Raw genomic sequence first — 24,658 nt, 5'->3', positions numbered from 1 at the left:
TGCCAAATTTTGGGCATAAAAAAACCGGCCAGGCCGGTTTCTTTATCAAAGCTCGATTAACACGCTGACATTAAGCCAGTTTGCTGATCTGTGCAGCCAGGTTAGCTTTATGGCGTGCAGCTTTGTTCTTGTGGATCAGGCCTTTAGCTGCCTGACGGTCCACAATTGGTTGCATATCGTTAAATGCGTTCTGCGCAGCTGCTTTATCGCCAGTAGCGATTGCCGCGTAAACTTTCTTGATAAAAGTACGCAGCATTGAACGACGGCTAGCGTTGTGCTTACGACGCTTCTCAGACGTTACAGCGCGTTTCTTAGCTGATTTGATATTAGCCAAGGTCCAACTCCCAAATAGTTCTATGAGGACAATTCAAAGGCCGAGGAATATGCCCTTTTCGCCTTCGGTTGTCAATGGATTTGTGCAAATAAGCGCCGATGAAACAATGGCACTTGGTTACGTTTCGATGGCGCAAGATTCTATCAGCTTCGGCATGGCGAATACAGCTCAATCACAAGAAAAATATCAATACGCTCAGGATCAGCACCATACAGAACGAAATGGCGCGGGTATAGCATGAAAGTGATGAATCGCGGGTTAACCTTCCTGGCTGTACAAGGTATAATCCGCCGATTTCCACAAATTTGAGCCAGCCATGAAGTTTATCCGCGGCATACATAACCTTAGAGAGCAGCATCGCGGCTGCGTACTGACCATCGGCAACTTCGATGGCGTACATCGCGGCCATCAGGCGCTGCTGGCACAACTGTGCGAAGAGGGGCGTCAGCGCAACTTGCCGGTAATGGTAATGCTGTTTGAACCTCAACCGCTGGAGCTGTTTGCAGCGGATAAAGCCCCGGCACGCCTGACGCGCCTGCGCGAGAAAGTGCGCTACCTCCAGCAGGCGGGCGTTGATGCCGTGCTGTGCGTGCGCTTTGACCGCCGCTTTGCTGCCCATACGGCACAAAGTTTTGTCACCGACCTGCTGGTCGATAAGCTGGATGTAAAGTTCCTGGCCGTCGGAGATGATTTCCGCTTTGGCGCTGGTCGCCAGGGTGATTTCCTGTTATTACAGAAGGCTGGCGTCGAGTATGGCTTTGATGTCATCAGTACCCAGACCTTTTGCGATGACGGTAAGCGCATCAGCAGTACTGCGATTCGCCAGGCGCTGTCAGATGACAATCTGGCACTGGCTAACGTCCTGCTGGGGCGTCCCTTCAGCATTTCAGGCCGTGTCGTGCATGGCGATGCGCTGGGCCGCACCATCGGTTTTCCTACCGCTAATCTGCCGCTTAAGCGCACGGTCTCCCCGGTGAAAGGGGTGTATGCCGTTGAAGTGCTGGGGCTGGGGGATAAACCGCTTCCCGGCGTGGCCAATATCGGCACGCGTCCCACGATAGGCGGGCTACGTCAGCAGCTGGAAGTGCACCTGCTGGACGTATCGATGGACCTGTACGGGCGCCATATTGAAGTGGTGCTGCGTGACAAACTGCGTAACGAGCAGCGTTTTGCCTCGTTTGACGCGCTGAAAGAACAAATTGCTAACGATGTGCTCACTGCCCGCCGCTTTTTTGGGCTGAACGCATCGGTTTAAGTGTAAACAGAACCGACATACGGAACCGAGAATCTGATGAGTGACTATAAATCTACCCTGAATTTGCCGGAAACGGGGTTCCCAATGCGTGGCGATCTGGCCAAACGCGAACCGGGCATGCTGCAACGTTGGTATGATGACAAGCTGTACGGCATCATCCGCGAAGCCAAAAAAGGGAAAAAAACCTTTATCCTGCACGATGGCCCTCCTTACGCCAACGGCAGTATTCATATTGGTCACTCAGTTAACAAGATTCTGAAAGACATTATCGTTAAGTCGAAAGGCATGGCGGGCTATGACTCCCCTTATGTTCCCGGCTGGGACTGCCATGGTCTGCCTATCGAGCACAAAGTTGAGCAGATGATCGGTAAGCCGGGCGAGAAAGTCAGCGCTGCTGAGTTCCGCGCTGCCTGCCGTGCCTATGCCGCAGAGCAGGTTGAAGGGCAGAAAGCTGATTTCATCCGCCTTGGCGTGCTGGGTGACTGGGATCGCCCATACCTGACGATGAACTTCCAAACCGAAGCGAACATCATCCGTGCGCTGGGTAAAATTATCGGTAACGGCCATCTGCACAAAGGCGCTAAGCCGGTGCACTGGTGCCTGGACTGCCGCTCCGCGCTGGCGGAAGCGGAAGTGGAGTATTACGACAAAACTTCACCGTCTATCGACGTGATGTTTAACGCCGTTGATAAAGACGCGGTTGCCGCCAAATTTGGCGCTGCTGCGGTCAACGGCCCGATTGCCCTGGTGATCTGGACCACCACCCCGTGGACCATGCCGGCCAACCGCGCTATCTCTCTGCACCCTGAGTTTGACTATCAGCTGGTACAGATCGACGGTCGTGCGCTGATCCTGGCGAAAGACCTGGTCGATAGCGTCATGAAGCGTGCCGGTGTTGCCGAGTGGAACGTGCTGGGCGAAGTGAAAGGCGCCGAGCTGGAGCTGATGGGCTTCCAGCACCCGTTCCTCGGCCACGTTTCCCCGGTGGTGCTGGGTGAGCACGTGACGCTGGATGCGGGTACCGGTGCGGTACATACGGCGCCAGGCCACGGCCCGGATGACTTTGTCATTGGGCAGAAATACGGTATCGAAGTCGCTAATCCGGTCGGCCCGGACGGCAGCTTCCTGCCGGGCACTTACCCTGGCCTTGATGGGGTTAACGTCTTTAAAGCCAACGACCTGATTGTTGAGCTGCTGCGTGAAAAGGGTGCGCTGCTGCATGTGGAAAAACTGCATCACAGCTACCCACACTGCTGGCGCCACAAGACCCCGATCATCTTCCGTGCTACCCCGCAGTGGTTTATCAGCATGGATCAGAAAGGCCTGCGTGCGCAGTCGCTGAAAGAGATTAAAGGCGTGCAGTGGATCCCAGACTGGGGCCAGGCGCGTATCGAGTCGATGGTCGCCAACCGTCCAGACTGGTGCATCTCGCGTCAGCGTACCTGGGGCGTGCCGATGTCGCTGTTTGTGCATAAAGACACCGAGCAGCTGCACCCGGACTCGCTGGCGCTGATGGAGAAAGTCGCGAAGCGGGTTGAGCAGGACGGCATTCAGGCGTGGTGGGACCTCGATCCGCGCGATCTGATGGGCGCCGACGCCGATCACTACGTCAAAGTGCAGGATACGCTGGACGTGTGGTTCGACTCCGGTTCAACCAGCTATTCGGTAGTGGATGCTCGCCCAGAGTTTGGTGGCCATACCCCGGACATGTATCTGGAAGGTTCTGACCAGCACCGCGGCTGGTTTATGTCCTCGCTGATGATCTCCACCGCGATGAAGGGCAAAGCGCCTTATCGCCAGGTACTGACCCACGGCTTCACCGTTGACGGCCAGGGCCGCAAGATGTCCAAATCGCTGGGCAACACCGTGAGCCCGCAGGATGTAATGAACAAGCTCGGCGCTGACATTCTGCGCCTGTGGGTGGCATCCACCGACTACTCCGGCGAGATCGCGGTGTCCGACGAGATCCTTAAGCGCTCTGCCGACAGCTATCGCCGTATCCGTAACACCGCGCGCTTCCTGCTGGCCAACCTCGCGGGCTTCAACCCGGAAACCGACATGGTGAAACCGGAAGAGATGGTGGTGGTTGACCGCTGGGCAGTTGGCCGTGCGCTGGCAGCACAGAACGATATCGTTGCCTCCTATGAAGCGTATGACTTCCATGAAGTGGTCCAGCGCCTGATGCAGTTCTGCTCGGTCGAAATGGGCTCCTTCTACCTGGATATCATTAAAGATCGCCAGTACACCGCCAAAGCCGATGGCCTGGCGCGCCGCAGCTGCCAGACCGCGCTGTGGTACATCGTGGAAGCGCTGGTGCGCTGGATGGCGCCGATCATGTCCTTCACTGCGGATGAGATCTGGGGCTACCTGCCGGGTAAACGCAGCCAGTATGTGTTCACCGAAGAGTGGTTCGACGGGCTGTTCAGCCTGGCGGATAACGAACCGATGAACGATGCCTACTGGGCGGAGCTGCTGAAAGTGCGCGGCGAAGTGAACAAGGTGATCGAGCAGGCGCGTGCCGATAAGCGTATCGGCGGCTCGCTGGAAGCCAGCGTCACGCTGTATGCCGATGCCGCGCTGGCTGCTAAGTTGACCAGCCTGGGCGAAGAGCTGCGCTTTGTGCTGCTGACCTCCGGTGCGCAGGTAGCGGATTACGCGCTGGCAACGGATGAAGCGCAGCAGAGCGACGTGGTGAAAGGTCTGAAAATTGCCCTGCATAAAGCAGAAGGCGAGAAATGCCCACGCTGCTGGCATTACACTAGCGATATCGGCCAGAACGCTGAACACGCTGACGTCTGTGGCCGCTGTGCCTCTAACGTCGCGGGCAGCGGCGAACAGCGTAAGTTTGCATGATGAAAAGACCTGTTCTCTCAAGCGGATTACGCTGGCTGTGGCTGGTATTGGTGGTGATTGGCATCGATTTCGCCAGTAAGCAGTGGATTATGAATAATCTGATGCTGCACGAATCGATGTCCGTGATGCCGTTCTTCAACTTCTTTTATGCTCACAACTACGGCGCGGCGTTCAGCTTCCTCGCCGATAAAGGTGGCTGGCAGCGCTGGTTCTTCGCCGGAATTGCCATTGCCATTGTGGTGGTGCTGCTGGTGATGATGTACCGCACGGCGGCGAGCAATAAACTGAATAACATCGCCTATGCGCTGATTGTCGGTGGCGCATTGGGCAACCTGTTCGACAGGGCATATCATGGCTTTGTGGTGGATTTTATCGACTTCTACGTCGGTGACTGGCACTTCGCCACGTTTAATATTGCCGACTGCGGTATCTGTATTGGTGCCGCGCTGATCGTGCTGGAAGGGTTTATCACCCCGGCCAGCAAGCAGGCTAAGAATAAAGGGTAAGGCATGACTGATTCTGTACAGCATGACAGCGCAGTGCTGGTGCATTTCACCTTAAAGCTGGCGGATGGTTCCACGGCGGAGTCAACGCGCAGCAACGGTAAGCCTGCGCTGTTTTGCCTCGGCGATGGCAGCCTGTCAGAGGGGCTGGAAAGCCATCTGCTGGGCCTGCCGGTTGGCGGGAAAGCGGCGTTCGCGCTGGAAGCGGCCGACGCGTTTGGCGGTATCAGCCCGGATCTGGTGCAGTACTTCTCGCGCCGCGATTTTGTCGAGGCCGGGGAGCCGGAAATCGGCGCCATCATGCTGTTCAGCGGCATGGACGGTAACGAAATGCCGGGGGTGATCCGCGAGATCTCCGGGGATTCCATTACCGTGGATTTCAACCACCCGCTGGCCGGGCAGACCATTCACTTTGACGTAGAAGTGCTGGAGATTGATCCGGTACTGGAGACCAGCAATGCAGATCCTGTTGGCTAACCCGCGCGGTTTCTGCGCAGGCGTTGATCGTGCTATCAGTATTGTCGAGCGAGCGCTGGAAATGTACGGTGCGCCGATCTATGTGCGTCACGAAGTGGTGCATAACCGTTACGTGGTGAACAGCCTGCGCGAGCGCGGGGCGATCTTTATTGAAGATATCGGTGAAGTGCCGGACGCGTCGATCCTGATCTTCTCTGCGCACGGGGTCTCTCAGGCGGTGCGTGCGGAAGCCAAAGCGCGCGACTTGACGATGCTGTTCGATGCCACCTGTCCGCTGGTGACCAAAGTGCATATGGAAGTGGCGCGTGCCAGCCGTAAAGGCACCGAGGCTATCCTGATTGGTCATGCCGGTCACCCGGAAGTGGAAGGCACCATGGGCCAGTACAGCAACCCGAAGGGCGGCATGTATCTGGTTGAAGCCCCTGCGGATGTCTGGAAGTTACAGGTTAAGGATGAAAATAACCTGTGCTTTATGACGCAGACCACGCTGTCGGTGGATGACACCTACGAGGTGATTGACGCCCTGCGTGAGCGCTTCCCGAAGATTGTTGGCCCGCGCAAGGACGATATCTGCTACGCCACCACCAACCGTCAGGAAGCGGTGCGCACGCTGGCACGCGATGCGGACGTGGTGCTGGTGGTGGGGTCGAAGAACTCTTCAAACTCTAACCGCCTGGCGGAGCTGGCACAGCGTGCTGGTAAGCTGGCGCGCCTGATCGACTCGGCTGATGATATTCAGGAAGAGTGGGTGCGCGGCGTCGGCTGTGTTGGCGTGACCGCCGGTGCCTCCGCGCCGGATATTCTGGTGCAGCAGGTGATCCAGCGTCTCAATGAGCTGGGCGGCGTCGATGCTGTCGAGCTGATTGGCCGTGAAGAGAATATCGTGTTTGAAGTGCCGAAAGAGCTGCGCGTAGAGGTAAAGCAGATCACCTGAGGACGGCTATTTTACCTGCTATTTTGAACCTGGGCAGTGCTCACACTCCTCACGTACTACGTGTACGCTCCGGGTGTTGTGCGCTGTCCGTGTTCAAACTCGCTGCGCCGATAACGCCACGTTACGCCTGCCATGCTTAATCATTTCCTTTCCCCAATCCTTACGAAATCTGTTTTACTGATAATCCTCACGCGCTGGCGTAAAATTCTTATTATGTGTTTTTAGTTGTGGCGCAGGGATTAACGCGTGGCTAATCTGAATGCGCTTTACATGCCTATACTCGTCATTTTTCACGCGACAGGTGCGTTGGCTACGCCCGTTCACCCCGGTCACAGGGTTATCTGTGTTGCCGGGATTCACTGGCTTGCCGCCTTGCTGTAACGCGAATTGTTTAGAGTATAACTATTGGTCAGGAATGAATAATTATGAGTAATGCAGAAATCCGTATCGCCATTGTGGGAGCCGCAGGGCGTATGGGGCGTCAGCTGATTCAGGCAACTGAACAGGCTGAGGGGGCGCGTCTGGGCGCAGCCATTGTCCGTGCTGGCTCATCGCTGGTTGGCGCCGATGCAGGTGAACTGGCGGGCTGTGGCGCACTGGGTATCAAGGTCAGCGACAATCTGGATGCCGTGGTTAATGACTTCGACGTACTGATCGACTTCACCCGCCCGGAAGGCACGCTGCACTATATGGCATTTTGCCGTCAGCATAAGAAAGCGATGGTGATTGGCACCACCGGTTTTGATGAGGCAGGCAAAGCGGCGATCAAAGCCGCAGCGCAAGAGATTGGTATCGTATTTGCGGCTAATTTCAGCGTTGGCGTCAATCTGGTGCTGAAGCTGTTGGAGAAGGCGGCAAAAGTGATGGGTGACTATGCGGATATCGAAATTATCGAAGCGCACCACCGTCATAAGGTTGATGCACCGTCAGGTACGGCGCTGGCAATGGGGGAAGCCATTGCTGATGCGATGAACTGGAACCTGAACGAGCATGCGGTCTATGCGCGTGAAGGCCACACCGGTGAGCGTGAAGCGCAGACTATCGGTTTCGCCACCGTGCGCGCCGGGGATATCGTCGGCGAGCACACCGCGATGTTTGCTGATGTTGGCGAGCGAGTAGAGATTACCCACAAGGCTTCAAGCCGCATGACCTTCGCTAATGGCGCAGTTCGTGCAGCTGTCTGGTTAAAGGCGCATAAAAGTGGTCTTCATGACATGAGAAGCGTGCTTAACCTGGATGATTTATAAGTGTTGTGCACCATCGTGATGTGGTTATTTCAATCATAACGTTTTGATTGGATGGGCAATAATTTTATTGCCCTTTTTATTTTTAAAGAAAATAGCTGTTTGTCATTAATATTTAATCATTGCTGCTATAAAATTAGATTACCCTTCTTTTTTACTCGCTCATAACGCTAATTTTGACCATTTGGTCCACTTTTTTACTCTGTCACACCAGAAATTATGCAGAAGCTGGCAGGCAACCGTTTTTATTGCCAGGATATGTGCTGTTTTCAGGGTAAATCATGCGACTTTCCACTCAGTGAGTTAAAAAACGCAGAAAAAGTGGCGCGCAGGGTAGACTTTCGCCAGGGCTATCATTAGAATGCGCCCAATTTGCCAAAAACTGGGCAGTCAGGCAGTTTTTGCATTGATTTTGGGGTCATACCTGAATTAATATGCAGATATTGTGACTGTTTATTCCCTGGAGGATGTTTTGATTAAGTCAGCGCTCTTGGTTCTGGAAGACGGAACCCAATTCCACGGTCGGGCCATCGGGGCAACCGGATCGGCAGTGGGAGAAGTTGTTTTCAACACTTCAATGACCGGTTATCAAGAAATCCTCACTGATCCTTCCTATTCCCGCCAGATCGTCACTCTCACTTATCCCCATATCGGCAATGTCGGCACTAACGCCGCTGACGCAGAATCCACTCAGGTACACGCTCAGGGATTAGTTATCCGCGACCTGCCGCTGATTGCCAGCAACTACCGCAATGAAGAAGGCCTGTCTGACTATCTGACGCGCAACAACATTGTCGCGATTGCCGATATCGATACGCGTAAGCTGACTCGTCTGCTGCGTGAGAAAGGGGCGCAGAACGGCTGCATCATCGCCGGAGACGCACTGGACGCCGCCGAAGCCCTGGCAAAAGCCAAAGCTTTCCCGGGCCTGAAGGGGATGGATCTGGCGAAAGAAGTGACTGTGGCACAGCCTTACAGCTGGCAGCAGGGCAGCTGGACGCTGGAAGGCGAACTGCCGGCCGAGAAAGCCGCTGCTGACCTGCCATTCCACGTGGTGGCCTACGACTACGGCGTGAAGCGCAACATTTTGCGTATGCTGGTCGATCGCGGCTGCCGCCTGACGGTGGTGCCGGCGCAGACCCCGGCAGAAGAGGTGCTGAAGCTCAACCCGGACGGGGTGTTCCTCTCCAACGGTCCTGGCGATCCGGAGCCTTGCGACTACGCCATTACCGCGATTAAACGCCTGCTGGAAACCGAGATCCCGATCTTCGGCATCTGCCTCGGCCATCAGCTGCTGGCGCTGGCAAGCGGTGCGAAAACCGTGAAGATGAAGCTTGGCCACCACGGCGGTAACCACCCGGTGAAAGATCACGACAATAACACCGTGATGATCACCGCACAGAACCACGGCTTCGCCGTTGATGACAGCAACCTGCCGGCCAACCTGCGCGTGACGCACACCTCGCTGTTTGACCACACGGTGCAGGGCATCCACCGCACCGATAAAGCGGCGTTCAGCTTCCAGGGTCACCCGGAAGCCAGCCCGGGGCCGCACGATGCCGCACCGTTGTTCGATCACTTTATCGAACTGATTAAAGCCTCTAAATAAGATCAGGAGAGAAAGACAATGCCAAAACGTACAGACATACAAAGCATCCTGATCCTTGGCGCTGGCCCGATCGTAATCGGCCAGGCCTGTGAATTCGACTACTCCGGTGCACAGGCGTGTAAAGCGCTGCGTGAAGAGGGTTACCGCGTTATCCTGGTAAACTCTAACCCGGCAACCATTATGACCGACCCGGATATGGCCGATGCGACCTACATCGAGCCGATTAACTGGGAAGTGGTACGCAAAATCATTGAGAAAGAGCGTCCGGATGCGGTGCTACCCACCATGGGCGGCCAGACCGCGCTGAACTGTGCGCTGGAGTTAGAGCGCCAGGGCGTGCTGGAAGAGTTCGGCGTGACCATGATCGGTGCCACCGCGGACGCGATTGATAAAGCGGAAGACCGTCGCCGTTTCGACGTGGCGATGAAGAAAATCGGCCTCGACACCGCGCGTTCCGGTATCGCGCACACCATGGAAGAAGCGTTGGCGGTTGCCGCTGACGTCGGCTTCCCATGCATCATCCGTCCCTCCTTTACCATGGGCGGCACCGGTGGCGGTATCGCATACAACCGTGAAGAGTTCGAAGAGATTTGCGAGCGCGGCCTCGATCTGTCGCCGACCAATGAGCTACTGATTGATGAGTCGCTGATTGGCTGGAAAGAGTACGAGATGGAAGTGGTGCGTGATAAAAACGACAACTGCATCATCGTCTGTTCAATCGAAAACTTTGATGCCATGGGCATTCATACCGGTGACTCGATTACCGTTGCGCCAGCGCAGACGCTGACCGACAAAGAGTACCAGATCATGCGTAACGCCTCGCTGGCGGTGCTGCGTGAAATCGGCGTGGAAACCGGGGGATCAAACGTGCAGTTCTCGGTGAACCCGGAGAATGGCCGTCTGATCGTCATTGAGATGAACCCACGCGTGTCGCGCTCCTCCGCGCTGGCCTCGAAAGCTACCGGCTTCCCGATTGCTAAAATCGCCGCCAAGCTGGCAGTGGGCTTCACCCTCGATGAGCTGACCAATGACATCACCGGCGGTCTGACCCCGGCGTCGTTCGAACCGTCTATCGACTACGTGGTCACCAAAATTCCCCGCTTCAACTTTGAAAAATTTGCCGGTGCTAACGACCGCCTGACCACGCAGATGAAATCTGTCGGGGAAGTGATGGCGATTGGCCGCACTTTACAGGAGTCGATGCAGAAAGCGCTGCGCGGCCTGGAAGTGGGCGCGCACGGCTTTGATCCAAAGGTGGATCTTAACGACCCGGAAGCGCTGACCACTATCCGTCGCGAGCTAAAAGATGCTGGCTGCGACCGCATCTGGTACATCGCGGACGCCTTCCGCGCCGGAATGAGCGTGGAGGATGTCTTCGCGCTGACCAATGTTGACCGCTGGTTCCTGGTGCAGATTGAAGAGCTGGTCCAGCTGGAGCAGCAGGTGGCAGAGCAGGGCGTGAACGGCCTGAGCTATGACTTCCTGCGCACGCTGAAGCGTAAAGGCTTTGCCGATGCGCGCCTGGCCGATGTGGCGGGCGTGTCTGAAGCGGAAATCCGTGCCCTGCGCGAGCAGCACAACCTGCACCCGGTCTACAAGCGTGTGGATACCTGTGCGGCAGAGTTCTCTACGGACACCGCCTACATGTACTCAACCTATGAAGAAGAGTGCGAAGCCAATCCGAATCAGGATCGTGACAAAATCATGGTGCTGGGCGGCGGTCCAAACCGTATCGGCCAGGGTATCGAGTTTGACTACTGCTGCGTACACGCCTCGCTGGCGCTGCGCGAAGACGGTTTCGAAACCATTATGGTCAACTGCAACCCGGAAACCGTATCCACCGATTACGACACCTCTGACCGCCTGTACTTTGAACCGGTCACGCTGGAAGACGTGCTGGAAATCGTGCGCATTGAGAAGCCAAAAGGGGTGATCGTGCAGTACGGCGGGCAGACTCCGCTGAAGCTGGCGCGTGCGCTGGAAGCCGCAGGCGTGCCGGTTATCGGCACCAGCCCGGATGCGATTGACCGTGCAGAAGACCGCGAACGTTTCCAGCAGGCGGTTGAGCGCCTGGGCCTGAAGCAGCCGGCCAACGCCACCGTCACCGCCATCGATATGGCCGTGGAAAAGGCGGCGCTGATTGGCTACCCGCTGGTGGTGCGCCCATCCTATGTTCTGGGCGGCCGCGCGATGGAAATCGTTTATGACGAAATCGACCTGAAGCGCTACTTCAATACCGCGGTTTCCGTGTCTAACGACGCGCCGGTGCTGCTGGACCGCTTCCTCGATGATGCGGTAGAAGTTGACGTTGACGCGATCTGCGACGGTGAGCAGGTGCTGATTGGCGGCATCATGGAGCACATCGAACAGGCGGGCGTTCACTCCGGTGACTCTGCCTGCTCCCTGCCAGCCTACACGCTGAGCCAGGAGATTCAGGATGTGATGCGTGACCAGGTGAAGAAACTGGCCTTTGAGCTGGGCGTGCGTGGTCTGATGAACGTGCAGTTTGCGGTTAAGGACAATGAAGTTTACCTGATTGAGGTCAACCCACGTGCTGCGCGTACCGTGCCGTTTGTCTCCAAGGCAACCGGCATGCCGCTGGCGAAAGTGGCCGCGCGCGTGATGGCGGGTAAAACCCTCGCCGCGCAGGGCGTGACCAAAGAGATCATCCCACCGTACTACTCGGTGAAAGAGGTGGTGCTGCCGTTTAACAAGTTCCAGGGCGTCGACCCTATCCTCGGCCCGGAAATGCGTTCTACCGGTGAAGTGATGGGCGTGGGCCGTACCTTTGCAGAAGCGTTCTGCAAGGCGATGCTCGGCGCGCAGAGCAACATGAAGAAAACCGGTCGTGCGCTGCTGTCCGTGCGTGAAGGTGATAAGAAGCGTATTGCTGAGCTGGCGCGCCGCCTGCAGGCTTACGGCTTCGAGCTGGATGCTACCGCGGGTACTGCTGCGGTGCTGAAAGCTGCCGGTATTGACGTGCGCCAGGTAAACAAAGTGCACGAAGGCCGCCCGCACATTCAGGACCGCCTGAAAAACGGTGAGTACGCCTACATCGTTAACACCACCGCAGGCCGCCAGGCGATTGAAGATTCCAAACTGATCCGCCGCAGCGCGCTGCAGTATAAGGTGCATTACGATACTACGCTGAACGGCGGTTTCGCCACCGTGACGTCGCTAAACTCCAGCGCCACGGACCAGGTGATTTCCGTGCAGGAGATGCACGCGCAGATTAGCGCATAATTCGCTGCACATCGGGCGGACCGAAACAGAGGGTCCGCCCCTACACGTATTGCAGGGGGCGACCGTCAACGGTCGCCCCTTTTTTATCCCTTGCTTGCTCACTCCCTGCGCAGTCCCGCGCTGTTTTGCACCTTTCCCGACCAGAAGATTTGCTTATTTGTTAACTAATCCCAGATAAATCAACCTGTTGATTTTTTGGCATCAAACTTGCTCAAGCAAAAGAGGTTGAGTTGTTGGGCCAATTTATTAGGGGGCAGCATGACATTATTAAGCGCCAGTCTGGCACCGATCGCGGTGCAGCACAGTGACGTACTGGTGCTCGATGCCCTGACGCGCTACGTGGCGCAGTCCGGCACCCGGATCGGCGAGCGCCTGCCGCCGGAGCGCGTACTGGCGGAGCAGCTGGGCGTCAGCCGCAACACGGTGCGTGAGGCGCTTAAGCGCTGGGAAGCGCTGGGCATCATCGTACGCCGCAAGGGCAGCGGCACCTTCCTGCATGCCGAGGTCAGCAGTAACGACAGTTTCCTGTCGCTGCGCTTTAAAAATGACTCGCAGAACATGCTGCACGCGCTGGAGGTGCGGCGAATTATTGAAGCCGAATCCTGCAGCCTGGCGGCGGTGCGTGCCACTCGCGCGGACCTGGTACTGATTGAGCAGCGCTTGAACGAGATGGAGCGCGTGCACCTCGCGATTGGCTCTGCCGGGGCCGAGGACTGGGCCTTCCACGCCAGTATTTATCAGGCTGCACATAACCCGCTGCTGCTGCATATGGTGGTCGGCCTGTACGACACTCTGCACGCTTTCTTCGAATCCCCGCCCGAGCAGGCGCTGTTCAGCGACTCGTTTCCGCTGCACCGCACGCTGTTTGAGGCGATAGCCCGCCGCGATGCCGATGAGGCGCGGCACGTCAGCCATCTGATTCTCGATATCACCGAACGTGACATGAAGGACGTGATCCATGCAGCCAGAAAAGTTTAGCGACCAGACGCAGTTAACCCACGATGCCCGCCACGATAAAGGGGCGGTGTCGCCGCCGATCTACCAGTCGTCGCTGTTCAGCTTCAGCGACTACGACAGCATGATTGCCCGTTTTCGTGGCGACAGCGATCTGCCGCTCTATTCCCGCGTGGATAACCCGACGGTGAAAGCGCTGCAGGATAAAGTCGCGCTGCTGGAGCAGGGTGAAGCCTGTCTGGCCTTCAGCAGCGGCATGGCAGCAATCAGCAATGCCATCCTTAGCGTGGTCTCGCCGGGTGACAAAGTGGTGTGCATCAATCACGTTTACCCGGATACCTATCGCTTCCTGCGCGGTTTCTGCCAGCGCTTCCATATCGACAGTGAGTTTGTCGATGGCGACTCGCTGGCTGCCGTCGAAGCCGCCCTGCCGGGCGCAAAACTGCTGTATCTGGAAAGCCCGAGCAGCTGGGTGATGGGCGAGCAGGATCTGCGCGCCCTGACGGCGCTGGCGCGCGAGCACGGCGTTACCACCCTTATCGACAACAGCTGGGCCTCGCCGCTGTTCCAGAAGCCGCTGACGCTTGGCGTCGACATCGTGGTGCACTCCGCCTCGAAATATATCAGCGGCCACAGCGATGTGGTGGCGGGGCTGGTGATAGCCAGCCATGAACGTATTGCCACCATTACCCGCGGCGTCAGCCCGTTTCTCGGCGGCAAGCTGTCGGCTAACGAAGCCTGGCTGCTGATCCGCGGCCTGCGTACGCTGCCGCTGCGTATGCGCCAGCATCATCAGAGCGCGCTGACGATAGCAAAGCTGCTGCTGGAACATCCGCAGGTGATGCGCGTTTACCATCCCGGCCTCGACCCGCAATCCTTCTCCACGCTGAGCGGCTACAGCGGGCTGTTCTCGTTCGAGCTGGACGAGTCGGTGGATATTCCGCGCTTCTGCAACGCGCTCAAGCTGTTCCATATGGGCGTCAGCTGGGGCGGCTTCGAAAGCCTGGTGATGCCGGCGATTTCGGTGCTCAACCAGGCCGGTGAGTTTAACTCCGCGCGCGATTTTGGCGTTTCACCGCGCGTGGTGCGCATCTCCATCGGTCTGGAAGAGACCGATGATTTATGGCTCGACCTGCAGCAGGCAATTGCCGCTGCCCGCTAACTTCAACGAAAAGAGGTCATGATGAAGCAACATCCTTTGCGCGCCTGGTTAGGTAAAAGCGTGGTTTTAGCCCTGGGGATCGCCAGCACCTTTAACACTGTTGCCGCCACGAAACTGACGCTGGTGGAGGTGATCACCAGCCCGGCGCGAACCGAAATGCTGCAAAAAATGCTGACCGAGTACAAGGCGCAGCATCCGGGTACGGAAATTGAAGTGGTATCGCTGCCGTGGGGCCAGGCCTTTGAAAAGCTGGGCACCATGCTGCAGAGCGGCCAGGTGCCGGACGTGGTGGAGATGCCGGATACCTGGCAGGGACTGTATGCCAGCAACAATATGCTGGAAGAGCTGGAGCCGCAGCTGAAAAGCTGGGCGGGCACGCCAGAACTCACCGATAAAGCGCTGGCAATGGCGCGTGCCGCCAACGGTAAAGCCACCATGATCCCTTACGGTTTCTACCTGCGCGCCATGTTCTGGAATAAAAAACTGTTCCAGCAGGCAGGCCTGAGCGAAGCGCCAAAAACCATGGATGAGTTCGTGGCTGATGCGAAGAAAATCAGCGCGCTGGGCAACGGCATTAGCGGCTACTGCATGCGCGGCGGTGTTGGGGGTACCAATGCCTGGATGATGTTTATGGCGGCGATGAATGGCTCGCCGGCGTTTTTTGACCAGCAGGGCAACAGCACTCTGACCCAGCCGGGGGCGCTGAAGGGGGCGCAGCTGCTGGTCGATATGTATAAGAGCGGCGGGGCGCCGAAAGACAGCGTCAACTGGGGCTTTAACGAGATCGTTTCCGGGTTCTACTCCGGGAAATGCGCGATGCTCGATCAGGATCCGGACGCGCTGATCGCGATCAAAAACAGCATGAATCCGGATGATTTCGCCGTGGCGCCGATGCCGCTGGGGCCGTCGGGCAAAGCCTTCCCGACCATTGGCTACACCGGCTGGTCGGTATTCAAACAGGCCGGTCAGAAAGCGCAGTCGTGGCAGCTGATCCAGTTCCTCAGCAGTAGAGAGAACAACCTTACCTGGTCGAAGTTTGTCGGTACGCTGCCGATCTACAAAGGTGCGGAGAGCGACCCGTACTTCCACACGCCACAGTTTGCCGGCTGGTTTACCGAACTGAACGACCCGAAATATGTACCGCTCACCATGCCAACGCATCTGAAAGGCTGGGGCTACTTTAACTCGGTGATCGTGAAAGAGAGCAGCCAGGAAACGTTACTGGACCAGAATGATACCCAATCAATGGTGGAAGACTGGGCCAAATATCTGACCAAAGAGCAGAAAGCCTGGATGGCAGCGCAATAACCGGATGAGAGTACCGTAGGGGTTGACCCTTTTTTTCGGTCAACCCGCGTACCTGATAACCCCCGCACTGGAGACGCCATATGATGCTTGACGCCACCACTGAAACCCCCACGCGAGCGCCGCGCTTCGTGCGCCTGCGGATGCTGGCTGAGCCGTGGCTGTACCTCAGCCCGACCCTGGTGCTGATTGGCTTGTTTATCTTTGTGCCGATGCTGATCGGTATCTCTTATGCCTTCCAGAATATCCAGCTGCTCAACCCGCTGGACAGCGGCTGGGTCGGGCTGGATAACTTCCGCGCCATGTTCGACGATCGGCGCTTCTTTAAGGCGCTTGGCCACACGGTGAACTGGACGCTGACCTCGCTCGTGCTGCAATTCTTCCTCGGGCTGGGGCTGGCGCTGCTGCTTAACCGCGAGTTTCCGCTGCGCCGCTGGGCGCAGGCGCTGGTGTTTCTGCCTTGGGCAGTTCCGGCGTTTCTCTCCGGGCTCACCTGGTCATGGCTGCTCAACCCGGTGATTGGCATTCTGCCGCACTGGATGGTTGACCTGCACCTGATTAGCGAGCCGTACAATATTCTGTCCGATCCCAGCCTCGCGCTGTACGGGCCGGTGATCGCCAACGTCTGGTTTGGCATCCCGTTCTTCGCTATTACGCTGCTGGCGGCGCTGCAGTCGATCCCGAAAGATCTGTATGAGGCGGCGTCGATGGACGGGGCCAGCGGCTGGCAGCAGTTTAAGCGCGTTACGCTGCCGTTTCTCGCGCCGATGATCGCCATCACCGTGATGCTGCGCACTATCTGGATCGCTAACTTCGCCGATCTGATTGTGGTCATGACCGACGGTGGCCCGGCGGGATCAACCTCGATTCTCTCCAGCTATATCTTCACCACCGCCTACCGCAAGCTCGACTTCGGTTACGCTTCGGCGATGGCGGTATTCCTGCTGGTCCTGATGACCTGCTATGCGCTGGTGCTGCTGCGCATTCGCCATCAGCTGTTGAAATAGGAGAGGCCGATGAATGCATTATTACGCCTGATCGGGCACCGCGCCGCGATCCTCGGCTACCTGCTGTTTGCGCTGTTCCCGCTCTACTGGGTGATTAAAATCTCCGTCACGCCGGACAAGCTGCTGTACAGCGAAGGGGTGACCCTGTGGCCCGCCGCGCTGACGCTGGACCACTTCCGCCGCGTGCTGGTGGAGAGTGATTTCCCGACCTTTTTCACCAACAGCCTGATCGTTTCAATGGGCACCGCCGGGCTGGCAACGGTGGTAGCGGCCGCAGCGGGCTATGCCTTTTCACGCTTTGGCTTCCGGGGCAAAACGGTGATGGCGGCGCTGCTGCTGTTCACCCAGATGTTCCCGCTGGTGATGATCCTTGCGCCGATCTACAAGGTGATGGCCCCGCTTGGGCTGACCAACAGCCTGCTCGGGCTGATCCTCGTCTACAGCGCATTTAACGTGCCGTTTGCTACTTTCCTGATGCAGTCGTTCTTCGATGCGATTCCAAAAGATCTGGAAGAGTCGGCGATGCTGGAGGGCTGCACCCGTTTTCAGGCGCTGTACCGCGTGCTGATGCCGCTGACGCTGCCCGGCATGGCAGCCACGCTTGGTTTTGTCTTTACCGCCGCATGGAGCGAGCTGCTGTTCTCGCTGATGCTGATTAACAAAAACGACGTGATGACCTTCCCGGTTGGGCTGCTGAGCTTCGTGTCGAAATTCGCCGTTTCCTGGGGAGATATGATGGCCGCCGCCGTGCTGGCGCTGATCCCCGCCTGTCTGTTTTTCGCCTTCATTCAGCGCTACCTGATCCAGGGGCTGACGGCTGGCGCGGTAAAAGGATAATCCTGATGGCTCAGATCTCTCTTTCGCAAATCCAGAAGCAGTACGGCAACGTTGAGGTACTGCGCAACATCAACCTGACCATCGCCGACGGTGAGTTCGTGGTGCTGGTCGGGCCGTCCGGCTGCGGCAAATCGACGCTGCTGCGCACCATCGCCGGGCTGGAGCTGGCAAGCAGCGGCGACATTCGCATCGGCTCGCGCCTGATGAATGAGGTAGCGCCGAAGGACCGCGATATCTCGATGGTGTTCCAGAGCTACGCGCTCTATCCGCATCTCACCGTGGCGCGCAATATGGGCTTCAGCCTGGAAGTGCAGAAGCGGCCCAAAGCGGAGATTGACGCTGCGGTGAATCGGGCGGCGGAGATCCTCAGCCTGACGCACCTGCTGGATCGTCGGCCGAAAGAGCTCTCCGGTGGCCAGCGTCAGCGCGTGGCAATGGGGCGGGCGATTGTGCGTCAGCCGCAGGTCTTCCTGTTTGATGAACCGCTGTCGAACCTTGACGCGCAGCTGCGCGGGCAGATGCGCGTGGAGATCAAAAAGCTGCACCAGCAGATGAACAACACCATTGTGTATGTCACCCACGATCAGGTGGAGGCGATGACGCTGGCGGACCGCATCGTGGTGCTCAATCACGGCGTGATCCAGCAGGTCGGCAGCCCGCTGGAGCTGTATGACACCCCAGCCAACAGGTTCGTCGCCAGTTTTATTGGCTCACCGCCGATGAACTTTATCAGTGGCCGCGTGCAGACAGGGGAGTGCGGCCCCTGCGTTGAAGTCAGCGCACGGCTGGTGTTACCGCTGGGCGTGCGCAGCGACCTGCCGGTCGGCAAAGCGGTGACTTACGGTATTCGCCCGGAAAATATTACGCTGTGCGATTTGGCGGATGAGGGCGCGCTGCCGCTGCAGGTGTCGCTGATCGAGCCTACCGGACTGTCGGAGCTGATCCACGGCACGCTGTACGGTGAGCCGGTGATGATCTACAGCACGCTGCGTTCAGGCTGTCAGGCAGGGGATACGGTCGGGATGAAGATTGAGGTGGAGCGGGTATTGATATTCGATGCGGACAGCCAATTGCGCTTGTAACGGGCCGCCCCGTTTTTTCCAGGTCGCACCGTTTTGATATTCAATGCAGGCAGGTGCAGGGGCCGACCTTTTTTTCCGGTCGGCCCGCAACACATATCACGACAATGCCACTTTAATCCCCAGCGCGATCAGCACCCCGCCGAGCATCTTATCCACGATGCGCTGCGCTTTTGCCAGCCCGCGACGAACCGGACCGCTCTGGATCAGCACCACCAGTAGCGGCCACCACAGCGTGGAGAGGCCGAGGATAATCCCGGCGTACAGCAGCTTCTCGTGCACGTCCGAATTGACGTTCAGCACCTGGGTGAAGATCGAAAGAAAGAACAGTGTCGCTTTCGGATTCAGCAGGTTGCACAGATAGCCCTGCAAAAAGGCTTTCTTCAGCGAGGTCTGCTCCTGCACCACATTGCTCAGGTCCATTTTGCTGTTGCCGCGCGAGCGCAGCGCCTGGATACCGATATAGATCAGATAGCCCGCACCGGCATATTTCAGCAGCATAAACAGCCATGGCGTGGTGGTGATCACCACGGCCAGCCCGGCCACGCAGTAGGCCATATGAGTGGCAACGGCACAGTTTACCCCCATGGCGGTCATCAGCGCGGCGCTGCGACGGTAGCGGGCGGCATTTTTAATAATCAGGAAAAAGTCAGGGCCGGGAGAGATCATCCCGAGTGCCGCAATAGTGGCGACAAATAAGCTGGTTTCTAACATGGCGGCGGTCTGTGGCTGAATGAACGGCGGATTCTACCACGGCCGTTGTTTTTTGCATGGTGAAAAACAGCGGGAAGGTGACGCAATCGATACCCTGATAAACCTTTACCGAATAACCCGGGCTTTCCTATCGACGAAAGTTTCGCCTTTCCGTATGATGGCGCCAATTTTACACCCTGTTGAGTTGATATGATGATTAGCCTGATTGCGGCCCTGGCGGCCGACCGCGTCATTGGAATGGAAAACGCCATGCCGTGGCACCTGCCGGCTGACCTGGCGTGGTTTAAAAAGCAGACGCTGAATAAACCGGTAATTATGGGGCGCCGTACCTGGGAATCTATCGGTCGCCCACTGCCGGGCCGCCTGAATATCGTGATCAGCAGCCAGAAGGGCGATGCTGAAGGCGTCACCTGGGTAACCTCAATTGAAGATGCGCTGAAAGCGGCGGGCGAAGTCGAAGAGCTGATGGTGATTGGCGGTGGACGCATCTATGAGCAGATGCTGACGCGCGCCGATCGTCTGTATCTGACGCACATCGATGCGGAAGTGGAAGGGGATACCCATTTCCCGGACTACGAGCCGGATGAGTGGCAGTCAACCTTCAGCGAGTTTCATGACGCTGACGACAAGAATTCGCACAGCTTCTGCTTCGAGATTTTAGACCGCCGTTAAACATAAAACGGGTCGGGCGTGCCCGTAAAAACACGGGTTGGGCATGCCGGTAAAAACACGGGTCGGGCATGCGCATAAAAACACGGGTCGGGCATGCCCGACCCCTACGGGGCGCTGCGATTCGATACCTGAGTAAACACCCGCTTATCCTCCCAGCGCAGCATGGTTAAGGTGCCACCCCAGCAGCAGCCGGTGTCCAGCGCAATTATCCCTTCCGGCGTTCCTTTACCTTCCAGCGAAGCCCAGTGACCAAAGGCAATGGTGTAGTCGCGTGATACCGGGCCGGGAATGGAAAACCACGGTTTCAACGGTGGTGGCGCGCTGTCCGGCGCTTCTTTGGCGATCATATCCAGCTGCCCGTTCGGGAAGCAGAAACGCATACGCGTCAGGGCATTGGTGCTGAAGCGCAGGCGCGCCAGCCCGGTCAGTTCCGGTACCCAGTTGTTAGGCATATCGCCATACATCGCATCAAGGAACAGCGGATAGGTGTCGCTGCTCAGCACCGCTTCCACTTCACGCGCGCAGCTGATGGCGGTGTCGATGTCCCACTGCGGGGTAATACCGGCGTGCGCCATCACCAGCTTTTTCTCTTCATCCACCTGCAGCAGTGGCTGGCGACGTAGCCAGTTGATCAGCAGGTCGGCATCTGGGGCTTCCAGCAGCGGGGTAATACGGTCTTTCGGCTTGTTGCGGCTGATCCCGGCGTAGACGGCCAGCAGGTGCAGGTCGTGATTACCCAACACCATTTTTACGCAGTCGCCCAGGTAGCGCACAAAACGCAGAACTTCCAGTGAGTCAGGCCCGCGCGCCACCAGATCGCCGGTAAGCCACAGCTGATCGACCTGCGGGTCAAAAGCCACCTGGTCAAGAAGTGAACGTAGCTCGTCGTGGCAACCGTGGACATCGCCGATTAAATAAGTGCTCATGCAGTAACGCCGGATTTAGTGAATATGGGTGGCAATCGCCAGGCGGAATACCGGGATATCGACAAGGAACAGAGAGCCATCAGGTTCGGCCATCTGATAGTGGCCCTGCATGGTGCCCATTGGGGTTTCCAGAATGGCGCCGCTGGTGTACTGAAACTCGCCGCCGGGTTCGATGTGCGGCTGCTCACCGACCACACCTTCCCCCTGTACTTCGGTTTCACGCCCGTTGCCGTTGGTGATCAGCCAGTAGCGGCCAATCAGCTGAACCGGGATACGCCCCAGATTACGAATTGTGATGGTGTAGGCGAAGACATAACGCTCATCTTCGGGCGCTGACTGCGATGCAATATAGCTGCTCTGCACCTGGACACAAACTCGGGGCGTATCGATCATGATCAGTTCTCCTGCGGCTGTTCCTGTGACTGTGGGTGCGCAGTCAACCAGTTTGCCAGCTGGCAATATTGCTTCACGCTGATGTTCTCAGCGCGCAGCGTCGGGTCGATGTTTAGCTCCGCCAGCACTTCAGCAGAGAACAGGTGACCAAGGCTGTTGCGCAGCGTTTTGCGGCGCTTGCCAAAGGCTTCAGTGGTGATACGGCTTAGCGCGCGGATATCCTCAACGGGATGCGGGATTGTCTGGTACGGCATCAGTCGCACCACGGCAGAGTCCACTTTTGGCGCCGGAGTAAAGGATTCTGGCGGCACTTCCAGCACCGGAATAACCTGGCAATAGTACTGTGCCATCACGCTCAGGCGGCCATAGGCTTTACTGCCCGGTCCGGCAACCAGACGGTTAACCACTTCTTTCTGCAGCATAAAGTGCATATCTTTGATAGCACCCATGTAGCTGAAGAGGTGGAACATCAGCGGCGTAGAGATATTGTAGGGCAGGTTGCCGAACACGCGTATCGGCTGGCCTTTCTCCGCAGCGTAAGCGGCGAAATCAAAGGTCATCGCATCCTGCTGGAAAATGGTCAGCTTAGGGCCAAGGAACGGATGGGTTTGCAGGCGTGCGGCAAGATCGCGGTCAATCTCGATCACCGTCATGGCATCCAGACGATCGCCTACCGGCTCCGTCAGAGCAGCAAGACCAGGGCCGATCTCAACGACCACTTCACCTTTTTGCGGGTGGATGGCGTTGACAATACTTTCGATAATGTAGGGATCGTTAAGGAAGTTCTGTCCAAAACGTTTGCGGGCAAAGTGACCCTGGTGAACGCGACTATTCATTACTGCTCTTAATCATGGTAATGGCGAGGTTAAGCGCCGTCTTAAAGCTGCCCGCATCGGCCTGACCACTGGCGGCCAGCTCTAAAGCTGTCCCGTGATCTACTGACGTGCGGATAAATGGCAGACCGAGGGTGATATTCACCGCCCGACCAAAGCCCTGATATTTTAGCACCGGAAGCCCCTGATCGTGATACATCGCCAGCACCGCATCGGCATGCTGCAGATATTTCGGCTGGAACAGGGTATCCGCAGGTAGCGGTCCGGTTAACTGCATGCCGCGCTGGCGCAGCTCATCCAGCGCCGGAATGATCACATCGATCTCTTCCCGGCCCATATGGCCGCCTTCCCCTGCATGCGGGTTAAGGCCACAAACGTAGATGTGCGGCTGCTCCAGACCAAACTTGCTTTGCAGGTCGGCGTGCAGAATGGTGATCGTTTCATGCAGGCTGTCGCGGGTGATACTGGCGGCAACGTCTTTCAGCGGCAGATGGGTGGTGGCCAGCGCCACGCGCAGCTCCTCCGTTGCCAGCATCATCACCACGCGTTCGCGATGAGCGCGCTCAGCGAAGAATTCGGTATGGCCGCTGAACGGGATCCCGGCATCGTTGATCACCCCTTTATGCACCGGCCCGGTGATCAGCGCGGCAAATTCTCCGCTCAGACAGCCGTCGCAGGCGCGGGCGAGAGACGCCAGCACGTAGCCGCTGTTCTCCACGCACAGCTGCCCGGCGACCACGGGATGGGCAAGAGGAAGCGGCAGCACGGTCAGCGTGCCCGCGTGCTGCGGCTGGGCTGGGCTGTCTGGCTGATACTCGCGCAGCGTAAGGGGTAAATGCAAAGCTGCCGCGCGGGTGCGCAGCAGCTCGGGGTTAGCACAGACAACCAGTTCAACCGGCCAGTCCTGCTGGGCCAGCTGAACGATTAAATCGGGACCAATCCCGGCGGGTTCGCCGGGAGTGATCGCGACACGTTGATTACTGAGCATTCGCATCCAGAATCTTCACATAGGCAGAAGCACGCTGTTCCTGCATCCAGGTCTGGGCTTCTTCAGAGAACTTACGGTTGAACAGCAGACGGTAAGCGCGCTCTTTCTTCGCCGCGTCGGTTTTATCCACCTGGCGGCTATCGATCAGCTGAATCAGGTGCCAGCCGAAGGAGGAGTGAACCGGTGCGCTCATCTGGCCTTTATTCAGGCGCAGCAGGGCATCACGGAACGCCGGATCGAACACTTCCGGTGAGCTCCAGCCAAGATCGCCGCCCTGGTTCGCGGAGCCCGGATCCTGAGACAGCTGTTTCGCTGCGTCGGCAAAGGTCAGCTTGCCGCTGTTGATCTGCGCTGCCACTTCCTGCAGCTTCTGACGCGCCTGGTCATCGGTCATGATCGGGGACGGCTTCAGCAGGATGTGACGGGCATGAACTTCAGTAACGGAAATACTTTTGTTATCACCGCGCACGTCGTTCACTTTCAGGATATGGAAGCCAACACCTGAGCGGATTGGGCCGACGATATCGCCTTTCTGTGCGGTGACCAGCGCCTGAGCAAACAGCGATGGCAGCTCCTGGAGACGGCCCCAGCCCATGTTGCCGCCTTTCAGCGCCTGTGGGTCAGCCGAGTAGGTGATCGCCAGCTTGCCGAAGTCAGCGCCGCCTTTGGCTTCGCTCACCAGCTGTTTTGCCAGCGCTTCCTGATCGTCAACCTGCTGCTGCGTCGGGTTTTCCGGCAGTGGCAGCAGGATATGGCTGATGTTCAGTTCGGTGCCGGCATCGTTCTGCGAGGCCATCTGCGTGGCTAACTGGTCCACTTCCTGCGGCAGAATGGTCACGCGACGACGCACTTCGTTATTACGCACTTCTGAGGTCAGCATCTCTTTGCGGATCTGCTCACGGTAGGTGGCGTAGTTCATGCCGTCGTAGGCCAGGCGGCTGCGCAGCTGATCGACAGACATTTTGTTCTGTGCGGCGATGTTGGCAATCGCCTGGTCCAGCTGCTGGTCGCTAACCTGAATACCGGCCTGTTTTGCCATTTGCAGCAGGATATTGTCCATCACCAGACGCTCAACAATCTGATGGCGCAGGGTTTTATCATCGGGCAGCTGCTGACCAGCCTGCTGAGCCTGGCCCTTTACTGACTGCATCATGCCGTCAACATCACTTTCTAATACCACGCCGTTATTGACGACGGCGGCGACTTTATCAACGACCTGCGGGGCTGCAAACGCGGTGCTGGCTGTCAGGGCTGCACCGAGGATCAGCATTCTCCAGTTCTTCATACTTTTTCCATTCTTCTATCCGCACTGCGGGTTGGCATACCAAACATTACA

General features: G+C 57.6%; 23 protein-coding genes. 16 read left to right on the top strand and 7 right to left on the bottom strand.

What is annotated here, in order from left to right:
- Positions 1-70: 70 nt before the first annotated feature.
- Positions 71-334, bottom strand: coding sequence for a 30S ribosomal protein S20 (gene rpsT / locus QLG07_RS10910; protein WP_048914793.1), 264 nt, complete (start codon positions 332-334; stop codon positions 71-73).
- A 49-nt stretch (positions 335-383) separates the two neighbouring features.
- Here rpsT and QLG07_RS10905 point away from each other — a divergent pair, with 49 nt between their 5' ends.
- The 15 genes from QLG07_RS10905 (at position 384) to ugpC (ending at position 18,799) form a co-directional block, all read left to right on the top strand.
- Entirely contained in the window at positions 384-575 is a 192-nt protein-coding gene (locus QLG07_RS10905; protein WP_099753893.1) for a hypothetical protein, read from the top strand.
- A gap of 75 nt (positions 576-650) precedes the next feature.
- Positions 651-1,589, top strand: a complete 939-nt coding sequence (ribF, locus tag QLG07_RS10900; RefSeq protein WP_048914794.1) for a bifunctional riboflavin kinase/FAD synthetase — start codon at positions 651-653, stop codon at positions 1,587-1,589.
- Positions 1,590-1,625: 36 nt separating this feature from the next.
- Positions 1,626-4,442: an isoleucine--tRNA ligase gene (gene ileS / locus QLG07_RS10895; protein ID WP_133624571.1), complete on the top strand. Its 2,817-nt coding sequence runs from the start codon at positions 1,626-1,628 to the stop codon at positions 4,440-4,442.
- A complete protein-coding gene (lspA, locus tag QLG07_RS10890; protein ID WP_099753891.1) occupies positions 4,439-4,948 on the top strand; it encodes a signal peptidase II in 510 nt (169 codons plus the stop codon). Before ileS ends, lspA begins: the two co-directional genes overlap by 4 nt.
- A gap of 3 nt (positions 4,949-4,951) precedes the next feature.
- On the top strand, positions 4,952-5,422 hold the full coding sequence (gene fkpB / locus QLG07_RS10885; RefSeq protein WP_048914797.1) for an FKBP-type peptidyl-prolyl cis-trans isomerase: 471 nt from the start codon (positions 4,952-4,954) through the stop codon (positions 5,420-5,422).
- Positions 5,403-6,356: a 4-hydroxy-3-methylbut-2-enyl diphosphate reductase gene (gene ispH / locus QLG07_RS10880; protein WP_048914798.1), complete on the top strand. Its 954-nt coding sequence runs from the start codon at positions 5,403-5,405 to the stop codon at positions 6,354-6,356. The genes fkpB and ispH overlap by 20 nt, the downstream gene beginning before the upstream one ends.
- 425 nt (positions 6,357-6,781) lie before the next feature.
- Positions 6,782-7,603, top strand: coding sequence for a 4-hydroxy-tetrahydrodipicolinate reductase (dapB, locus tag QLG07_RS10875; RefSeq protein WP_133624562.1), 822 nt, complete (start codon positions 6,782-6,784; stop codon positions 7,601-7,603).
- A 442-nt stretch (positions 7,604-8,045) separates the two neighbouring features.
- Positions 8,046-9,209, top strand: coding sequence for a glutamine-hydrolyzing carbamoyl-phosphate synthase small subunit (carA, locus tag QLG07_RS10870; RefSeq protein ID WP_099753888.1), 1,164 nt, complete (start codon positions 8,046-8,048; stop codon positions 9,207-9,209).
- An 18-nt stretch (positions 9,210-9,227) separates the two neighbouring features.
- Positions 9,228-12,452, top strand: coding sequence for a carbamoyl-phosphate synthase large subunit (gene carB, locus QLG07_RS10865; protein ID WP_048914801.1), 3,225 nt, complete (start codon positions 9,228-9,230; stop codon positions 12,450-12,452).
- Between the two features lie 258 nt (positions 12,453-12,710).
- Positions 12,711-13,430, top strand: coding sequence for a FadR/GntR family transcriptional regulator (locus tag QLG07_RS10860; protein ID WP_099753887.1), 720 nt, complete (start codon positions 12,711-12,713; stop codon positions 13,428-13,430).
- The gene (locus QLG07_RS10855; RefSeq protein WP_187498674.1) at positions 13,411-14,568 is read left to right on the top strand and encodes a PLP-dependent transferase; all 1,158 of its coding nucleotides are present in this window, start codon (positions 13,411-13,413) and stop codon (positions 14,566-14,568) included. The genes QLG07_RS10860 and QLG07_RS10855 overlap by 20 nt, the downstream gene beginning before the upstream one ends.
- Before the next feature lie 18 nt (positions 14,569-14,586).
- Positions 14,587-15,876: a sugar ABC transporter substrate-binding protein gene (locus QLG07_RS10850; protein ID WP_224750419.1), complete on the top strand. Its 1,290-nt coding sequence runs from the start codon at positions 14,587-14,589 to the stop codon at positions 15,874-15,876.
- Positions 15,877-15,956: 80 nt separating this feature from the next.
- Complete coding sequence (locus tag QLG07_RS10845) at positions 15,957-16,880, top strand: sugar ABC transporter permease (RefSeq protein ID WP_048914804.1); 924 nt, start codon at positions 15,957-15,959, stop codon at positions 16,878-16,880.
- 9 nt (positions 16,881-16,889) lie between these two features.
- Entirely contained in the window at positions 16,890-17,717 is an 828-nt protein-coding gene (locus QLG07_RS10840) for a carbohydrate ABC transporter permease (protein WP_048914805.1), read from the top strand.
- A gap of 5 nt (positions 17,718-17,722) precedes the next feature.
- Positions 17,723-18,799 carry a sn-glycerol-3-phosphate ABC transporter ATP-binding protein UgpC gene (gene ugpC, locus QLG07_RS10835; RefSeq protein ID WP_282469201.1) on the top strand — a complete coding sequence of 359 codons (1,077 nt, stop codon included), beginning with the start codon at positions 17,723-17,725 and terminating at the stop codon, positions 18,797-18,799.
- 96 nt (positions 18,800-18,895) lie between these two features.
- Here the strand turns inward: ugpC and QLG07_RS10830 are convergent, their stop codons facing one another.
- Complete coding sequence (locus QLG07_RS10830; RefSeq protein ID WP_048914807.1) at positions 18,896-19,510, bottom strand: LysE family translocator; 615 nt, start codon at positions 19,508-19,510, stop codon at positions 18,896-18,898.
- Positions 19,511-19,699: 189 nt separating this feature from the next.
- Here QLG07_RS10830 and folA point away from each other — a divergent pair, with 189 nt between their 5' ends.
- Complete coding sequence (gene folA / locus QLG07_RS10825; protein WP_180276736.1) at positions 19,700-20,182, top strand: type 3 dihydrofolate reductase; 483 nt, start codon at positions 19,700-19,702, stop codon at positions 20,180-20,182.
- A gap of 104 nt (positions 20,183-20,286) precedes the next feature.
- On the opposite strand, the gene apaH is transcribed toward folA, so the two are convergent.
- From apaH to surA, 5 genes are read right to left on the bottom strand one after another with little or no spacing between them, the layout of a single operon-like run.
- Positions 20,287-21,108, bottom strand: a complete 822-nt coding sequence (gene apaH / locus QLG07_RS10820) for a bis(5'-nucleosyl)-tetraphosphatase (symmetrical) ApaH (protein ID WP_048914808.1) — start codon at positions 21,106-21,108, stop codon at positions 20,287-20,289.
- 15 nt (positions 21,109-21,123) lie between these two features.
- Positions 21,124-21,501: a Co2+/Mg2+ efflux protein ApaG gene (apaG, locus tag QLG07_RS10815; RefSeq protein ID WP_048914809.1), complete on the bottom strand. Its 378-nt coding sequence runs from the start codon at positions 21,499-21,501 to the stop codon at positions 21,124-21,126.
- A 2-nt stretch (positions 21,502-21,503) separates the two neighbouring features.
- On the bottom strand, positions 21,504-22,337 hold the full coding sequence (rsmA, locus tag QLG07_RS10810) for a 16S rRNA (adenine(1518)-N(6)/adenine(1519)-N(6))-dimethyltransferase RsmA (protein ID WP_048914810.1): 834 nt from the start codon (positions 22,335-22,337) through the stop codon (positions 21,504-21,506).
- Entirely contained in the window at positions 22,330-23,322 is a 993-nt protein-coding gene (gene pdxA / locus QLG07_RS10805) for a 4-hydroxythreonine-4-phosphate dehydrogenase PdxA (protein WP_282469200.1), read from the bottom strand. Before pdxA ends, rsmA begins: the two co-directional genes overlap by 8 nt.
- Positions 23,312-24,607, bottom strand: coding sequence for a peptidylprolyl isomerase SurA (gene surA / locus QLG07_RS10800; RefSeq protein ID WP_282469199.1), 1,296 nt, complete (start codon positions 24,605-24,607; stop codon positions 23,312-23,314). The genes pdxA and surA overlap by 11 nt, the downstream gene beginning before the upstream one ends.
- Positions 24,608-24,658: the final 51 nt, after the last annotated feature.

This window comes from Erwinia sp. V90_4 (genome assembly GCF_029967685.1).
GTDB lineage: Bacteria > Pseudomonadota > Gammaproteobacteria > Enterobacterales > Enterobacteriaceae > Erwinia > Erwinia aphidicola.
The sequence above is the reverse complement of the archived record's forward strand: the minus strand, read 5'-3'. Positions and strand labels throughout refer to the sequence as shown.

Coding starts and splice junctions, on each gene's coding strand:
- QLG07_RS10855 (WP_187498674.1), top strand. CDS start 13,411: ATGCAGCCAGAAAAGTTTAGCGACCAGACGCAGTTAACCCACGATGCC.
- apaG (WP_048914809.1), bottom strand. CDS start 21,501: ATGATCGATACGCCCCGAGTTTGTGTCCAGGTGCAGAGCAGCTATATT.
- QLG07_RS10840 (WP_048914805.1), top strand. CDS start 16,890: ATGAATGCATTATTACGCCTGATCGGGCACCGCGCCGCGATCCTCGGC.
- ispH (WP_048914798.1), top strand. CDS start 5,403: ATGCAGATCCTGTTGGCTAACCCGCGCGGTTTCTGCGCAGGCGTTGAT.
- QLG07_RS10830 (WP_048914807.1), bottom strand. CDS start 19,510: ATGTTAGAAACCAGCTTATTTGTCGCCACTATTGCGGCACTCGGGATG.
- ugpC (WP_282469201.1), top strand. CDS start 17,723: ATGGCTCAGATCTCTCTTTCGCAAATCCAGAAGCAGTACGGCAACGTT.
- ileS (WP_133624571.1), top strand. CDS start 1,626: ATGAGTGACTATAAATCTACCCTGAATTTGCCGGAAACGGGGTTCCCA.
- rsmA (WP_048914810.1), bottom strand. CDS start 22,337: ATGAATAGTCGCGTTCACCAGGGTCACTTTGCCCGCAAACGTTTTGGA.
- QLG07_RS10860 (WP_099753887.1), top strand. CDS start 12,711: ATGACATTATTAAGCGCCAGTCTGGCACCGATCGCGGTGCAGCACAGT.
- QLG07_RS10850 (WP_224750419.1), top strand. CDS start 14,587: ATGATGAAGCAACATCCTTTGCGCGCCTGGTTAGGTAAAAGCGTGGTT.
- carB (WP_048914801.1), top strand. CDS start 9,228: ATGCCAAAACGTACAGACATACAAAGCATCCTGATCCTTGGCGCTGGC.
- folA (WP_180276736.1), top strand. CDS start 19,700: ATGATGATTAGCCTGATTGCGGCCCTGGCGGCCGACCGCGTCATTGGA.
- QLG07_RS10845 (WP_048914804.1), top strand. CDS start 15,957: ATGATGCTTGACGCCACCACTGAAACCCCCACGCGAGCGCCGCGCTTC.
- apaH (WP_048914808.1), bottom strand. CDS start 21,108: ATGAGCACTTATTTAATCGGCGATGTCCACGGTTGCCACGACGAGCTA.
- pdxA (WP_282469200.1), bottom strand. CDS start 23,322: ATGCTCAGTAATCAACGTGTCGCGATCACTCCCGGCGAACCCGCCGGG.
- surA (WP_282469199.1), bottom strand. CDS start 24,607: ATGAAGAACTGGAGAATGCTGATCCTCGGTGCAGCCCTGACAGCCAGC.
- lspA (WP_099753891.1), top strand. CDS start 4,439: ATGATGAAAAGACCTGTTCTCTCAAGCGGATTACGCTGGCTGTGGCTG.
- dapB (WP_133624562.1), top strand. CDS start 6,782: ATGAGTAATGCAGAAATCCGTATCGCCATTGTGGGAGCCGCAGGGCGT.
- QLG07_RS10905 (WP_099753893.1), top strand. CDS start 384: ATGCCCTTTTCGCCTTCGGTTGTCAATGGATTTGTGCAAATAAGCGCC.
- fkpB (WP_048914797.1), top strand. CDS start 4,952: ATGACTGATTCTGTACAGCATGACAGCGCAGTGCTGGTGCATTTCACC.
- ribF (WP_048914794.1), top strand. CDS start 651: ATGAAGTTTATCCGCGGCATACATAACCTTAGAGAGCAGCATCGCGGC.